Below are 13,628 nucleotides of genomic sequence, written 5' to 3' on the forward strand. Positions count from 1 at the left end.
GTCTGCTTTTGCAGCGAATCCGCTGTCCGCAAACTGAGTACGGTGGCTTCTAGATTGTGACGATGACGAACATTTCCAAGCAGTCTGCCTAAAAATAAAAAATATTTTTGCTTTACCCTTGAATTTTACCGAGCTTGACATCATGTTTGATGAGGAATGAAAAAGGTGTACTTTTTAATTGTCATGTGGTCATCATATTTTTCGGCTACATAATAATACACACCGCCTGAATATGGCTTAAACAATCATCAATTCGGTTTTTCCGATGGTGGTAATGTAAAAATACCATTTCAGCAATAAAGCAAATTTCTATAATCTAATTGAAATTCAAAACAAACCTCAATCATGGAGACAATGATGAGCTTAATTAATACTGAAGTTAAACCATTTAAAGCAAATGCCTACCACAACGGTCAATTCGTTGAAGTAACTGAAGCTGATCTTAAAGGCAAATGGTCAGTTGTATTCTTCTACCCAGCTGACTTCACTTTCGTTTGCCCAACTGAGCTTGGTGACCTTGCTGACAACTACGCTGAATTCCAAAAATTAGGCGTTGAAATCTATGCAGTTTCTACTGACACTCACTTCACGCACAAAGCTTGGCACGATTCTTCAGAAGAAATCAAAAAAATCCAATACGTAATGGTTGGCGACCCAACTTGGACACTGTCTAAAAACTTCGAAGTATTAATTGAAGCTGACGGTCTTGCTGATCGTGGTACTTTCGTCATCGATCCAGAAGGCAAAATCCAGATCATCGAAATCAACGCGGGTGGTATCGGCCGTGACGCGCAAGAACTTCTTCGCAAAGTAAAAGCTGCTCAATACGTTCACGCTCACCCAGGTGAAGTTTGCCCAGCAAAATGGAAAGAAGGCGACGCAACACTTGCTCCTTCAATCGACCTAGTTGGTAAAATCTAATCTGTATTAGATTAAACTGATTGAAAAAAACCACGCTTGATCGCGTGGTTTTTTTATTGAGGCACTTACATTTTTACTCAATTTTAGCTGCTGTAGATTCTTTTTATTTTCATCTGCGTTGATTAAGCTACTGAAAAATGCGCTATGGATAGACCGATGAAAACCCTATTAATTGCAGCCTTATTCACCACCCTGTCCCTGCCAGCCTGGGCTGATGTGCAGTGTAGCGGCAGCTTAAAAGATCGTTCGATTTCCGACAATATTTTCGTTGGCAAGCAATGCACCTTAACTAATGTGCAGGTCGATGGCAATGTCATGCTGGCCGATGGTGCCAAAGCCATTCTCCGAAACAGCCATATTGATGGCAATCTGGAATCCAAAGGCCGTTTTGCACAGCTGGTGGCGACCAATAACCGCATTGAAGGCAATATTCAACTGGAACGCGGCAAGCTGACCCAGCTGCACAATAACCGTGTAAATGGCAATATCCAGCTCAAAAACAATCGGGGTACGCTGAATATTAGCCGTAATCAGGTCGATGGCAATCTGGAATGTGAAAATAACGCGACACCACCGGTGGGTGGACGTAACACGGTACAGGGCGATAAAACAGGACAATGCCGCCGTTTATAAGGTGGGATGATTTTATGATAGATGAGGGTTTGATGATGGATCAAGCATTAACCATCTACAGGAATTGGATTGTCCGAAACTGGCGGCAAACCATGGATCACCTGATGAATCAGTTGTAATTTTTCTATCACCTTCGGACTAATCACAAAGGGATAAAAATCTTCCTGCCCCATACTCCGATTCACACTATTCATGGCAAAAGCCACTGGCAACCAGGCCTGAAAAATCTCGTTAAAGTCGGTCAAAAAATACGGATTTTCACGTTGCTTGAAGTACATAAAATGCTGCTCTTCATGCACAATTTGCGGATGAATACTCATGCCAAAAGAAGTTGCCGTTTCCAGCACATCAACAATATGTAAATAATGCGCCCAGCTTTCCGCCCAGTCTTCCCACGGATGCATGGTGGCATAGGCACTAATATAGGCATCCATCCAGTTGCTCGGCGCACCGTGCTGATAATAATCCTTCACCGCCTGCTGATAACAGGCGCGTTCATCCCCAAACAGTTGCCGAAAGCGTGCCAGATAATCACTGTTGGCCACCAGAACATCCCAATAATAATGGCCAATTTCATGCCGAAAATGCCCCAACAAGGTCCGATACACTTCGGCCATATTCTGCTTGGCCATCATCCGCTCGACATCATCGGCTTCGGCAATATTTAAAGTAATCACCCCGCTGGCATGACCGGTCATGACTTTGGGAGCACGATCATCATTCGGATTGGCCTTAAAATCAAATACCAGCCCACGTTCAGGACTTTCCAGCTTGCTCAGTAAAGGTAAATTCCAGCGCAGCAAGGCATAAACCAGACGATGCTTGGCCAGCTCGATTTTTTGCCAGCGGCAGTAATATTGCGGCTGGTTTAAATCCGGGATAATCCGGTTTAAACGGCAGGCCGGACAAAACTGCTCCGGACTGTCAAACGGAATAATCCAGTTACAGACCTGATGCTGATGATTCTGGCAAAAACGGTAAGCCTTTTGCGTGACCGCTTCAACAAATTCCCCTGCCCGCTGGCCCGGTTGCAACGCCAGCATATGCATATATTGCGCATCAAAACCTAAATGATGCTGGCACACGGTACACTGGGTATTGTCGAAATAAATCGGATGCTGACAATAACTGCACTGAAAAAGTTGCATGAGAATGGCTCAGTCGATTGTTTTTATTACAGAGATGCCGCTAAGCTTAGAAGATTCTGATTTTTCTGAGTGTAGTTTTTTTGCAGTGAATGTTTAGTGTTGCTGCAACCGTGGTGCAGATTGTCCCCATACGCTGCGCTTTGACCGGGAGTGTTGGCACACAACACTCGACTTTCGCGGATAAAGTTGAAAATTCTTACAAATCAGTAATACATCCGGCTCTGCATTTGGCATATGGTCAAACTATAACGATTCCAAACACAATAAAGGAGGAATGGCTAATGGAAACTGTCCTGACTGTAACCTTCTGCAAATACAATACCTCAACACGCTACTTAAAAATATTTTATAACAATGGGTTGGCAGAGCTTTATCATCCTGTGCCAGAATTTATCTATAACAATCTGCTACGCAGTCATGATAAAGCTGCTTTTGTGCAAAAATATCTGGAGTACGATTTACACTTTAACAAGGTCTCGTTGCGACCTTGAATTGAGGTGCAGCAATTTCACCTCTCACATCATTTCCTGAACCAGTTTAAAACGCGGTAATTCACGATCATCTTCCAGACTGATCGATTCGGTAAACATGCTCAGTGGTCGAACCCAAATGGAATAATCACCATATAAACACTGGTAGACCACCAGCTTTTCCTCGGTTTCACTGTGCGTGGCCACATGCAACACCTGATACAACTGCCCTTTATAATGCTGATAAATGCCTCGGCTTAAACTCATCTTGATACTCACCTTTGTAATTTTAAATGCCATTGCTCAGGATAATGCCTAGTTTTAGTCACAAATAGCAAATCTTTGATTTTCTTATTGTCAATTCTTGAAAATTCCAGTGACAAGCCACATCTTAGAAGATAAAGCCATACATTTTTATGTGCAACTTCTGCATAAATACATGATTTTTATTATTTGATTTAAAAAACCGATTGTTTTGATAAAAACAAACCGTTTCACCAATTAAATATTTTCTCCTATCATGTCTTTATCAAATACATTTTACTCCTCTGGAGACGTTAGCAATGTTAGATCAAAATACCACAGCCCAATTAAAAGCCTTGTTAGAACGCCTTGAAGGTCCAATCGAATTAGTGGCCACTTTAGATAGCTCTGACAAATCAGACAAAATCAAAGAACTGGTAACTGAAATTGCCGCCCTGTCTGATCAGGTGACTGCACGCTTCGATGGTAACAACAAACGTGCACCAAGCTTTGGTGTCGCCAAAGCCGGTGAGCAACCGCGTGTATTCTTCGCAGGTTTGCCAATGGGCCATGAGTTCACCTCTTTGATTCTGGCATTATTACAAACCTCAGGCTATGCACCAAAAGTGTCTGATGAAGTATTAGCTTCTATTAAAGACTTGGGCATCCAATCGGACTTTGATGTGTTCGTATCGTTAAGCTGCCATAACTGTCCAGACGTGGTGCAGGCATTGAACCTGATAGCCATCTATAACCCGGGTACTACTGCCACTATGATTGATGGTGCATTCTTCCAGGATGAAGTGGAAGAACGTAAGATCATGGCGGTACCGATGGTATTCCAGGACGGTAACCACATCGGTCAGGGTCGTATGACACTGGAAGAAATCATTGCCAAATTAGACACCAACTCTGCAGCCAAAGAAGCAGAAAAGCTGAATGCCAAAGCTGCGTTCGATGTACTGGTGATTGGTGGTGGACCTGCCGGGAACACTGCAGCGATTTATGCAGCACGTAAAGGCATTAACACCGGTATCGTGGCGGAACGTTTTGGTGGTCAGGTGATGGACACCATGGACATTGAAAACTTCACTTCAATCAAGAAAACCCAAGGTCCAAAATTTGCCGCTGAAATGGAAGCACACGTACGTGAATACGGTGTCGACATCATGAACCTACAACGTGTATCTGACATTAAAGGTGCAGATGAAACAGCCAACGGTTTAGTTGAAGTGACCTTGGAAAACGGTGCCAAGCTGGAATCGAAAACTGTGGTGCTTTCAACCGGTGCACGCTGGAGAGAGATGAATGTCCCAGGTGAAGCAGAATACCGTACCCGTGGTGTGGCGTATTGCCCGCACTGTGATGGTCCTTTATTCAAAGGCAAACGTGTTGCAGTCATTGGTGGGGGTAACTCGGGTGTAGAGGCCGCAATTGACTTGGCCGGTATTGTTGAGCATGTAACCTTAGTAGAATTTGATACCAAATTACGTGCGGACCAGGTATTGCAAGACAAACTGAACAGCTTGCCCAACACCACTGTCATCAAAAATGCACTTTCAACAGAAGTCGTGGGTGATGGTTCACAAGTGACAGCGCTGAAATATAAAGACCGTGCAACAGATGAAGAGCACACGGTTGAACTGGCGGGGATCTTTGTACAGATCGGTTTGTTACCAAATACCGATTTCTTGAAAGAAACAGCAGTTGAGCTGAGCAACCGTGGTGAAATTGTGATTAATGACCGCAACGAAACCAACGTCAAAGGTGTATTTGCTGCTGGTGACTGTACTACTGTTCCTTACAAACAGATCATCATCGCGACTGGTGAAGGTGCCAAAGCATCATTATCTGCCTTTGATTACATCATCCGTTCGGGGCAATAATTCTGCTGAATTAACTCTAGAACACCACAAGCCTATAGCGTGCACTACCCTATAGGCTTTTTTTGTATTTCATTTTCTTACATTTAATCAACAATTTGTTATCTATTGCCAGATCGGAACTGGTTTATATTTTTGAATATTCACTGCTGTTGTGGATATTTGCCTTGAGAATAGAATTAAAAGGAATATGACAATGAATAAATTACTTGTTGCTTTAGGTCTTGCTGCTACCGTTGCTTTAGTGGGCTGTAACCGTGATCAGGCGCCTGAAACAGGTGCAACCACTGGCGAGCATCTGGAAAATGCTGCTGAACAGGCAGGTCATGATATTTCCGGTGCTGCTGAAGAAGCTTCAGCTGAAATGGATGCTGCAACGGATGAAGCTGCTGCAGAGTTAGATCAGGCCGCGGATAATGCCGCTGCGGCAACCAGTCAGGCTTGGGATGAAACCAAGGAAGCCACCAAAGATGCAACTGCAACCGCAGCCGGTGCTGTTGAACAAGGTGCTGCGAACGTGCGTGAAGAAGCCCAGCAATAAAATTCACTTCCTCGCTAAAAGCTCCCTTCCGGGTAATGCCAGTCAGTTAAGAGATTGACTGGCATTACCCCAAAGTTGGGGCTTTTTGCATCTCTGGGTTAAGATAGCCGCATACAATAAGAAATCAGGCGGGCTATGAGTTATTCACATCATCATGAAAAACATTATATTTTAAGAACGGGCTGGTTACGTGCTGCGGTGTTGGGGGCCAATGACGGGATTATCTCAGTGACCAGTCTGGTGATCGGGATGGCGGCCAGTGGTGCTTCCAGCCAGACTCTGCTGATTACTTGTATTGCCGGCCTGATTTCAGGCGCCAGTTCCATGGCTGCCGGCGAATATATTTCGGTCAAATCCCAGGAAGATATCGAGCAGGCTGATCTGCACATGGAATCCAGAGAACTGCGTAAAAACCCCGATCTGGAACTAAAAGAACTGACCCATATTTATACCTTGCGCGGCCTGACGCCTGAGCTGGCGCATGAAGTGGCAGTACAGCTGACCGCCAAAGATGCCCTGGCCGCCCACGCCCGCGATGAAATCGGCATTCATGAAAATACTGCCGCCAATGCGGTACAGGCAGCGGCATCCTCGGCGATTGCATTTTCTCTAGGGGCGCTATTACCTTTACTGACCATTGTCTTTAGTCCGGTGGAATATCTGGACCGAAGCATTGTGATTGTAGGTGTCTTATCGCTGGCCTTACTGGGTGCCCTGTCCAGCTATTTTGCCGGCACCTCCATGCTCAGAGGCAGCTTGCGGGTCACGGTCTGGGGCGTGGTGGCCATGCTATTCGCACACTGGATTGGCTCGTTGTTCCATGTCACACCTTTATAAAAAAACCGCCCAGCAAATCGGGCGGTTTTTTTACCTTAGGGCTGTGTTTACTGTAAAGCCGCTTTCAGGTTACAGCCATAATTCATGGTTTGCTGCACCTGACGATAGCTGGTATAGCGGTTTAAAATAAAATCATAAAAATTGTCGGCATTGGCAAAATTCTGCTTTAAATTTTCCTGTTGAGCCTGGGGCAGCTGGATCTGATCAAGCAGTTCCAGATTATAATGTCCGAGACGATACATCTCGGCAAAATAGCCATTCATCATATCGCAATAGCCGGCTTTGGTCGGCTTTAAGGCGGTACTGCTGACCAGATGCTGGTTCAAGGTCATCAGATTATCGGCATCTAAAGGAAACTGCTGGGCAAAGGCAATACTTTCCAGCTGCTTAAACTGCTGAAAATCGGCTTCCAGTTGACGGTTTAAGGCACTAAAGCGCTGCTGTAGCTGCTCTGCACTGGCCACCTGGTACTGTTCAGGCTGGACCTGTACCTGCTCTGCCTCATGTGGTCCACATGCTGTCAAACCTGTTATTGTGAGCAAAACAGCCCCTACATACCCCTTCATGCTTTTACCTTTTCCACGATACAACCCGGGCATTATACTGATGAAACCGGCCGGGATGAAAGTTAGAGCGACTTTTCATTCATATAGCGCCAGTAACGTTTCGGTACATACTGAATATGCAGCTTCATGTTCTGCCGTGCCTGAATATTGACGCTGTGAAAATAATCTTTCCACAGCTGGTCATATAAAAATTCTTCAGCATCCAGCTCGATACTAAAGGCCTGACTGTGGCCACTGTCCAGCTGGAGATCCAGCTGCCGGGCATTCATCTGAACCTGATGCACATCATCCAGATCATAATAAATGCCGTAATCACGCTGTTCGTCATAAATCAGCCAGCGCTGATCTTGGTAACGCGCCTTAAAATGCCGCTCGATCAGCGGTAATACATTAAAATCTGGCCGCACCAGACTTAAGAACAGACCATCCTGACATTTTTTAAAGCGTACAAAAGCTTCCATGCGATGTTTTTCCCGGCCCACCTGCTTGGCCCACTGTGCCATGCCCAACACCGCCGGATGGCCATAATTACCATCCACCGCATGGCCGTGTTGAAAAACATAAATGCAAAAATCAAACAGATGCTGAAAGGCCTGTTCCTGCTCCGACAAAAAGCACAGATAAAACTGACGCAAGCTGCCGGGCTGGATTTTCTGTTTCAAGCCCTGCCAGACCCGCTGCCCCTGCACATCCTGTGAAGACACGACAATAAACTCATCAAACAGGCCATGCTGGGACTGCGGATTGGCGGTAATGTGTACATCAAACTCTTGAAAGCGAAATGCCCGAAACACACAGCAAAGCAAGCCGGTGAGCGTGCCATCAAAGCAGTAGGTGGCCATTAAAAAGCAAAGCCCAGTTGTGGCGAGAGCTGCTGCTGATATTTGGATTGCCCCGACTGTAAAATCTGCTGGCGAATCTGCTGCGCTGGCGGCTCTTTTTTAAATTTCGGGCTGTCGGCACAGCGAATAAAATGCTGGGCACGGTTATAGGCCACGCCCATGCGTTTTAGCTGATCTATATGAATGTGCCCAAACCGGCGCGCCTGCACAATTTTCTGCGCCGAACGCACGCCTATACCCGGCACCCGTAAAATCAACTGGTAGTCGGCACGGTTGATATCTACCGGAAAAGCCTCTGGATGACGCAGTGCCCAGCCCAATTTCGGGTCGACATCCAGGTCTAAATTGGGATGTTGATCATCCACCAGTTCATGCGCAGCAAAACCATAAAAACGCATTAACCAGTCACTTTGATAGAGCCGGTTTTCACGCAGCAACGGCGGCGCTGAACCGACAGCGGGCAAGGCCTTTTCCTGTGTATTAATTGGAATATAACCAGAAAAATAAACCCGTTTTAGCTTGAATTCTTTGTAGTGCCGATCGGCCATCATAATAATGTCTTGGTCGGTTTCATTATGTGCACCCACCACCATCTGCGTGGTTTGTCCGGCCGGAACAAACTTCGGTACCGATTTGATGATTTTCGATTCATCTTTCAGTTGAATCAGGCGATCGCGGACAATACCCAAATCCTTCTGCACTTCAGCATGACTTTTTTCCGGGGCAAACTGCTGTAGTCCGGCTTCGGTCGGCATTTCCAGATTAATACTCATCCGGTCAACATATAAACCGGCTTCGGTAATAATTTCCTGAGATGCGCCCGGGATGGTTTTTAAATGAATATATCCATTAAAGTTTTCTTCCAGCCGCAGCTTTTTCACCACCTGTAGCATTCGTTCCATGGTGTAATCGGCCGATTTAAAAATACCGGAACTTAAAAACAGCCCTTCAATATAATTGCGCCGGTAAAAATTTATGGTCAGATCGACCACTTCCTGTACGGTAAAGGCTGCGCGTTTCACATCATTGGAACGCCGCGACACGCAATAGGCACAGTCATAAATGCAAACATTGGAGAACAGGATTTTAAGCAGCGAAACACAGCGCCCATCTTCGGTATAGCTGTGACAGATGCCATTACCGGTATTGCCCAGCCCTTGGTCTTTATTTTTGCGCCGACTGCCACTCGATGAGCAGGACACATCATATTTGGCAGCATCGGCTAAAATTTGCAGTTTTTCACGGATACGTTCAGACATGCGTTTCAGCAGAAATCAGGAGATAAGCTGATTATAAAAAAGCGAAAATGTTGCGCCTAGCAAGCCGATGCGTTAGCACGACCCAGCTTGTCGCAACGAATGTAACTGCTGTGTAAAAACCGGCAGATTATTTAAAAAATAAATAATGATTATGATTTGCTAATTTTGTTCAGCTTGGGCAAAGTGTAGGAAGAATAAGGAGAAATCGCATGTCTATATTGGAACAGCTCGGCATTAAACATCCTATTTTTTTAGCGCCGATGGCCGGTGTTTCGACACCTGAACTGGCTGCCGAAGTTTCCAACCAGGGCGGCTTGGGTTCACTGGGTTTAGGGGCCAGTTCAGTGGCGTCTGCCCGAGAACAGATTTTAAAAACCCAGGACCTGACCGACTGCCCTTTTCAGGTCAATTTCTTCTGTCATCAACCCGAGCCGCTGGATGAAGCTGCTGCTCAGGTCTGGCTGGATTATTTAAGTCCGCATTTTGTACATTATGGCGTAGCGCTGCCGACCCAGCTCAAAAATCTGTATCCTAGTTTTTTAAGCAATGATGATTATCTGAATCTGGTGCTGGAAACCCGTCCTCAGGCGGTGAGTTTTCATTTTGGTATTCCGCACGCGCATCAGATTCAGGCGCTAAAACAGGCCGGGATTATCACCATGGTCTCTGCCACCAATCTGGCCGAAGCACAAGCCATTGAAGCGGCGGGTATTGATATTATTATTGCCCAAGGCGTAGAGGCTGGCGGTCATCGTGGCCTGTTTAATGCCGCTATTGATGGCGGTATCCGCACGGTAGATTTAGTGACTTTACTGACCCAGCACTGTCAGATTCCGGTGGTTGCGGCTGGTGGAATTATGAATGGTCAACATGCACAACGTGTCATGAACCTTGGCGCAGTCGCGGTACAGCTCGGGACCGCCTTTGTGCAATGTAAATCTTCCAATGCCAATGAGGCGTATCGCAAGGCTTTATTTAGCCAGAGCTGTACCCAAATTACCGATTCAATTTCCGGCCGTCCGGCACGTGGTCTGGTCAATCAGTGGCACCGTCTGGTGGATACGCCAAACCGTCCGCCGGTACCGACCTATCCGTATACTTATGATATTGGCAAGCAGTTACATGCCGCAGCTAGCCAGCAAGGTGAACAGGGATTTGGTGCATTCTGGGCCGGTGCCAACGTGGGCCTGATTCGTGACATGGAAGCCGGTGATTTAATTAATCAACTGGTGCTGGAAATGACCAGTCACTAAGCGCGAACAATAAACAAAAAACATCTCCGCGGAGATGTTTTTTTATTGGCCTGATAGTGTCTTGAATACTTTAACGGGTGACACGTTGCCAGGCATCTTTAGCTGCAAATTTAGCTTCTTCCCAGTTTAGACGGGAATCGCCTTTCATCTGTTCCCATTTGGTACGCAGTTCTGGCTCGGCCCGGTCAAAATCGACATTTTGTTCATATAAAGGACGGTTTTCATAGCCCAGTCGATAGGCGCCGCGATAATCACGATCATAGTCGACATCGGCATAGACACTGCGGGTTTCATTATAATATGGACGGTTCTGGTACTGATCACGCCAGTATACATCTTCTGCAGTCGGATCAATCGCATCGGCAATTTCATTACCGGCCAATCCACCCACTACACCACCGGCAATACCGCCTACTACGGCACCGACCGGTCCAGCTGCAGCACCGACGGCCGCACCGGTTGCCGCACCCCCTAATACACCGACACTAGTACCCACAGGATGATCGCCTGCTTCATTCATATCCGGGACACGATTGGTGTCCAAATCAGGACGTGCGTTGACATCGGTCGGGTCGACATTTAAACCCTGGCTTCGTTCTTGTGGTAATTCTGTTGAGGTCTTATGGCTAAATTCAGTCACAGGACGATTAGTATTGGTCATGTTGAAACTCCCTGGATCATTGTTATTAACAAGACTGGAATATCATCTTGCCAAGTGAAGACTTACCTAGCATAGAGCAAGCCAAGCCCTGCAATGTCCAAGTCCTGTCCGTGTTCAGTGAGCGTATGTTGCCCTGTGTTCAGGTCTGTAGAGATTGTAAACGGATAAAATCGGGGATAAAAAATGGCGCTCTAATGCGCCACAATTATGATAGATATTTAATCATTTGGTTTCTAACAGATTCACCTGTTCAACCTGCACATCACTCATGATGTTGCCATGTTCTAACAGTTGATTAAAATAGTTTTCCACCACCTGATACTGCTCGGCCGTGCTTTCCACACGGTACATATTCTGGCGGAATTCATTGCTAGAACGCAGTCCTTTGGTGTACCAGGCAATATGTTTACGTGAAATACGGCAGCCTGAATATTCTCCATAAAAGCTATAAAGTTCAGATAAATGCCCAAGCAATACCTGTTTGACTTCTTCAATACTCGGTGCAGCCAAATATTCACCGGTCGTCAGATAATGGGCAATTTCACGGAAAATCCAGGGACGGCCTTGTGCCGCACGGCCAATCATAATTGCATCTGCACCGGTATAATCCAGCACCATTTTGGCTTTTTCCGGACTGTCGATGTCGCCATTGGCAATCAGCGGGATATTCAGCTCGGCCTTAACCTGCTTGATTAACTCATAACGCGCCGTGTTCAGGTACATATCTTCACGGGTACGGCCATGCAGGGCCAGTGCGGCAATACCGGCCTGTTCCGCACGCTTGGCCACACGCAGAATATTTTCCTGACCGTTTAAAAAACCGAGTCGGGTTTTTAAGGTCACCGGCACATCGACTGCTTCTACGACTGCATCTAAAATCCGGGCGACCAGATCTTCATCTTGCAACAACGCCGAACCGGCCAGCTTGTTACATACTTTTTTGGCAGGACAGCCCATATTGATATCAACAATCTGTGCGCCATTCGCCACCTGATAGCGCGCGGCTTCGGCCAGGTCAGCCGGATCGGAGCCGGCAATTTGTGCAGAAATCGGGGCGATTTCGCCATCAAAATTGGCCCGATACAGACTTTTTTTGCTCATGCGCAAAGTCTTGTCCGAGGTCATCATTTCACTGACTGCATGGCCTGCGCCAAAATATTTGCACAGCGTTCTAAACGGCCGATCCGTGACGCCTGCCATTGGTGCCACCCACAGCTTTCGTTCAATAGGACGATCAAACAGTTCTTGAATGACAGGATGTGAACTCAATGTAGGAACCTCGGGAAACAGAAAATGCGCAGCGAATCTTTCAGATGGGAGAAAATTGGATACGGCGCTGCAAACCGGGCTAGTTTAAAGCCTTCTGACTAAAATTTCTATGCATCTGTACCGGCCGCAGCACATGTGTTTTTAGCAGATGCTAAAAAAACAAAAGCCCATCAGAAGATGAGCTTTTTGCAGCGAAACCGGCAATTAGATTGCAGTAATACCGCTGGCCTGGTCGCCTTTTTTACCCGCTACGATGGTAAATTCAACGCGCTGGCCTTCATGTAAAGTTTTGAAGCCCTGGTTGGTAATTTCGCTGTAATGAGCAAAAACGTCCTGACCTGAATCTGCCTGAATAAAACCAAAACCTTTAGTTTCATTAAACCATTTCACAGTACCAGTAACTGTATTTGACATAAGATAATCCTGTATTAAAAAACTTTTAAATTGGTCATAGATAAACCAATAATTAACTGGAAAATGACTTTGAAACTAAAAATCTGATACTACGAAGGATATTAAAAAACGACGGAGGGAAAAGATTTGCTGAAACAATAGTAATTCTTCTAGTTAACGACCACTATACAGACTTCTGTTCTGAATGCAATAAAAATAAATTAATTCAATTTATATAACTGATTTAAAGCAATATAAAAACTTTTACCATCCAGGTTAAATTCTACCTGCTGTCCGGACTGAAGCTCAATCATTTTACCGACTTCCACCCAGATAAAACCCTGGCTCGAGCGCTGCTTCTTTTTCAGCGGCATTACTTTTACAAAAATTTCCTGACCATTGACTGCAGTGGCCAACTGCCAATTTTCTACATTATTCAACATAACTGACTCATTATATGAGCTTAGGTGATCATTTAAGAAAGCTGTTCAATTTTATTAAAATTTCATCTTTCAAAAATCGGAGAAAAACACAATCAAATTTGATTATTTTAAACTTTTCACTGTCCCAATTCTCACAATTATGGACAAATATTCAATCACTATAAGCATTAAAAGTTGGATGCGGGAGCCGGATTTGAACCAACGACCTTCGGGTTATGAGCCCGACGAGCTACCAGACTGCTCCACCCCGCAAAGGAGAGTTAGCT

Annotated in this window: 16 protein-coding genes and 1 tRNA gene; 7 read left to right on the top strand and 10 right to left on the bottom strand. The window is 45.6% G+C overall.

The genetic code is table 11. The features are described 5' to 3' along the window. The first annotated feature begins 357 nt into the window (after positions 1-357). A complete protein-coding gene (ahpC, locus tag FTU54_RS00625) occupies positions 358-921 on the top strand; it encodes an alkyl hydroperoxide reductase subunit C (protein WP_005178834.1) in 564 nt (187 codons plus the stop codon). A gap of 156 nt (positions 922-1,077) precedes the next feature. After that, a complete protein-coding gene (locus FTU54_RS00630; RefSeq protein WP_016659126.1) occupies positions 1,078-1,554 on the top strand; it encodes a hypothetical protein in 477 nt (158 codons plus the stop codon). 47 nt (positions 1,555-1,601) lie between these two features. Here FTU54_RS00630 and FTU54_RS00635 read toward each other — a convergent pair whose 3' ends face one another. Further along, positions 1,602-2,702 carry a putative zinc-binding metallopeptidase gene (locus FTU54_RS00635; protein WP_180074253.1) on the bottom strand — a complete coding sequence of 367 codons (1,101 nt, stop codon included), beginning with the start codon at positions 2,700-2,702 and terminating at the stop codon, positions 1,602-1,604. A gap of 281 nt (positions 2,703-2,983) precedes the next feature. Here FTU54_RS00635 and FTU54_RS00640 point away from each other — a divergent pair, with 281 nt between their 5' ends. Then, complete coding sequence (locus tag FTU54_RS00640) at positions 2,984-3,193, top strand: KTSC domain-containing protein (protein ID WP_005178841.1); 210 nt, start codon at positions 2,984-2,986, stop codon at positions 3,191-3,193. Positions 3,194-3,217: 24 nt separating this feature from the next. Here the strand turns inward: FTU54_RS00640 and FTU54_RS00645 are convergent, their stop codons facing one another. After that, entirely contained in the window at positions 3,218-3,439 is a 222-nt protein-coding gene (locus FTU54_RS00645) for a DUF1653 domain-containing protein (RefSeq protein WP_005178842.1), read from the bottom strand. Between the two features lie 296 nt (positions 3,440-3,735). Here FTU54_RS00645 and ahpF point away from each other — a divergent pair, with 296 nt between their 5' ends. From ahpF to FTU54_RS00660, 3 genes are all read left to right on the top strand, one after another. After that, positions 3,736-5,301 (top strand): alkyl hydroperoxide reductase subunit F, encoded by a 1,566-nt coding sequence (ahpF, locus tag FTU54_RS00650; RefSeq protein ID WP_005179083.1) that lies wholly within the window; start codon positions 3,736-3,738, stop codon positions 5,299-5,301. A gap of 193 nt (positions 5,302-5,494) precedes the next feature. After that, on the top strand, positions 5,495-5,839 hold the full coding sequence (locus tag FTU54_RS00655; RefSeq protein WP_005178845.1) for a hypothetical protein: 345 nt from the start codon (positions 5,495-5,497) through the stop codon (positions 5,837-5,839). A gap of 135 nt (positions 5,840-5,974) precedes the next feature. Next, entirely contained in the window at positions 5,975-6,676 is a 702-nt protein-coding gene (locus FTU54_RS00660; protein ID WP_005178853.1) for a VIT family protein, read from the top strand. A gap of 47 nt (positions 6,677-6,723) precedes the next feature. Here the strand turns inward: FTU54_RS00660 and FTU54_RS00665 are convergent, their stop codons facing one another. The 3 genes from FTU54_RS00665 to FTU54_RS00675 all read right to left on the bottom strand — a co-directional run bounded on the left by FTU54_RS00665 (position 6,724) and on the right by FTU54_RS00675 (position 9,343). Beyond that, the gene (locus FTU54_RS00665) at positions 6,724-7,242 is read right to left on the bottom strand and encodes a hypothetical protein (protein WP_005178855.1); all 519 of its coding nucleotides are present in this window, start codon (positions 7,240-7,242) and stop codon (positions 6,724-6,726) included. Between the two features lie 62 nt (positions 7,243-7,304). Beyond that, on the bottom strand, positions 7,305-8,084 hold the full coding sequence (locus tag FTU54_RS00670; RefSeq protein WP_152342434.1) for a TIGR03915 family putative DNA repair protein: 780 nt from the start codon (positions 8,082-8,084) through the stop codon (positions 7,305-7,307). Continuing rightward, positions 8,084-9,343, bottom strand: coding sequence for a putative DNA modification/repair radical SAM protein (locus FTU54_RS00675; protein ID WP_005178869.1), 1,260 nt, complete (start codon positions 9,341-9,343; stop codon positions 8,084-8,086). The genes FTU54_RS00670 and FTU54_RS00675 overlap by 1 nt, the downstream gene beginning before the upstream one ends. Positions 9,344-9,552: 209 nt before the next feature. Here FTU54_RS00675 and FTU54_RS00680 point away from each other — a divergent pair, with 209 nt between their 5' ends. After that, entirely contained in the window at positions 9,553-10,596 is a 1,044-nt protein-coding gene (locus FTU54_RS00680; protein WP_016659133.1) for a nitronate monooxygenase family protein, read from the top strand. 70 nt (positions 10,597-10,666) lie between these two features. Here FTU54_RS00680 and FTU54_RS00685 read toward each other — a convergent pair whose 3' ends face one another. From FTU54_RS00685 to FTU54_RS00705, 5 genes are all read right to left on the bottom strand, one after another. Next, complete coding sequence (locus tag FTU54_RS00685; RefSeq protein ID WP_005178874.1) at positions 10,667-11,257, bottom strand: hypothetical protein; 591 nt, start codon at positions 11,255-11,257, stop codon at positions 10,667-10,669. A 222-nt stretch (positions 11,258-11,479) separates the two neighbouring features. After that, entirely contained in the window at positions 11,480-12,499 is a 1,020-nt protein-coding gene (gene dusB, locus FTU54_RS00690; protein ID WP_257223784.1) for a tRNA dihydrouridine synthase DusB, read from the bottom strand. Positions 12,500-12,730: 231 nt separating this feature from the next. Then, positions 12,731-12,940 (bottom strand): cold-shock protein, encoded by a 210-nt coding sequence (locus FTU54_RS00695; protein WP_005178879.1) that lies wholly within the window; start codon positions 12,938-12,940, stop codon positions 12,731-12,733. Positions 12,941-13,140: 200 nt separating this feature from the next. Continuing rightward, positions 13,141-13,362: a hypothetical protein gene (locus FTU54_RS00700; protein ID WP_005178882.1), complete on the bottom strand. Its 222-nt coding sequence runs from the start codon at positions 13,360-13,362 to the stop codon at positions 13,141-13,143. 175 nt (positions 13,363-13,537) lie between these two features. Next, positions 13,538-13,614: transfer RNA gene (locus FTU54_RS00705), tRNA-Met, on the bottom strand. Positions 13,615-13,628 lie beyond the last annotated feature (14 nt).

This window comes from Acinetobacter sp. YH12116, assembly GCF_013418895.1.
GTDB classification, from domain to species: domain Bacteria; phylum Pseudomonadota; class Gammaproteobacteria; order Pseudomonadales; family Moraxellaceae; genus Acinetobacter; species Acinetobacter indicus.

Bases quoted from the DNA above. Each gene is read 5' to 3' on its own strand.
- FTU54_RS00630 (WP_016659126.1), top strand. From the start codon at position 1,078: ATGAAAACCCTATTAATTGCAGCCTTATTCACCACCCTGTCCCTGCCA.
- FTU54_RS00655 (WP_005178845.1), top strand. From the start codon at position 5,495: ATGAATAAATTACTTGTTGCTTTAGGTCTTGCTGCTACCGTTGCTTTA.
- FTU54_RS00675 (WP_005178869.1), bottom strand. From the start codon at position 9,343: ATGTCTGAACGTATCCGTGAAAAACTGCAAATTTTAGCCGATGCTGCC.
- FTU54_RS00670 (WP_152342434.1), bottom strand. From the start codon at position 8,084: ATGGCCACCTACTGCTTTGATGGCACGCTCACCGGCTTGCTTTGCTGT.
- FTU54_RS00680 (WP_016659133.1), top strand. From the start codon at position 9,553: ATGTCTATATTGGAACAGCTCGGCATTAAACATCCTATTTTTTTAGCG.
- FTU54_RS00640 (WP_005178841.1), top strand. From the start codon at position 2,984: ATGGAAACTGTCCTGACTGTAACCTTCTGCAAATACAATACCTCAACA.
- ahpF (WP_005179083.1), top strand. From the start codon at position 3,736: ATGTTAGATCAAAATACCACAGCCCAATTAAAAGCCTTGTTAGAACGC.
- ahpC (WP_005178834.1), top strand. From the start codon at position 358: ATGAGCTTAATTAATACTGAAGTTAAACCATTTAAAGCAAATGCCTAC.
- FTU54_RS00645 (WP_005178842.1), bottom strand. From the start codon at position 3,439: ATGAGTTTAAGCCGAGGCATTTATCAGCATTATAAAGGGCAGTTGTAT.
- FTU54_RS00635 (WP_180074253.1), bottom strand. From the start codon at position 2,702: ATGCAACTTTTTCAGTGCAGTTATTGTCAGCATCCGATTTATTTCGAC.
- FTU54_RS00695 (WP_005178879.1), bottom strand. From the start codon at position 12,940: ATGTCAAATACAGTTACTGGTACTGTGAAATGGTTTAATGAAACTAAA.
- FTU54_RS00660 (WP_005178853.1), top strand. From the start codon at position 5,975: ATGAGTTATTCACATCATCATGAAAAACATTATATTTTAAGAACGGGC.
- FTU54_RS00700 (WP_005178882.1), bottom strand. From the start codon at position 13,362: ATGTTGAATAATGTAGAAAATTGGCAGTTGGCCACTGCAGTCAATGGT.
- FTU54_RS00685 (WP_005178874.1), bottom strand. From the start codon at position 11,257: ATGACCAATACTAATCGTCCTGTGACTGAATTTAGCCATAAGACCTCA.
- FTU54_RS00665 (WP_005178855.1), bottom strand. From the start codon at position 7,242: ATGAAGGGGTATGTAGGGGCTGTTTTGCTCACAATAACAGGTTTGACA.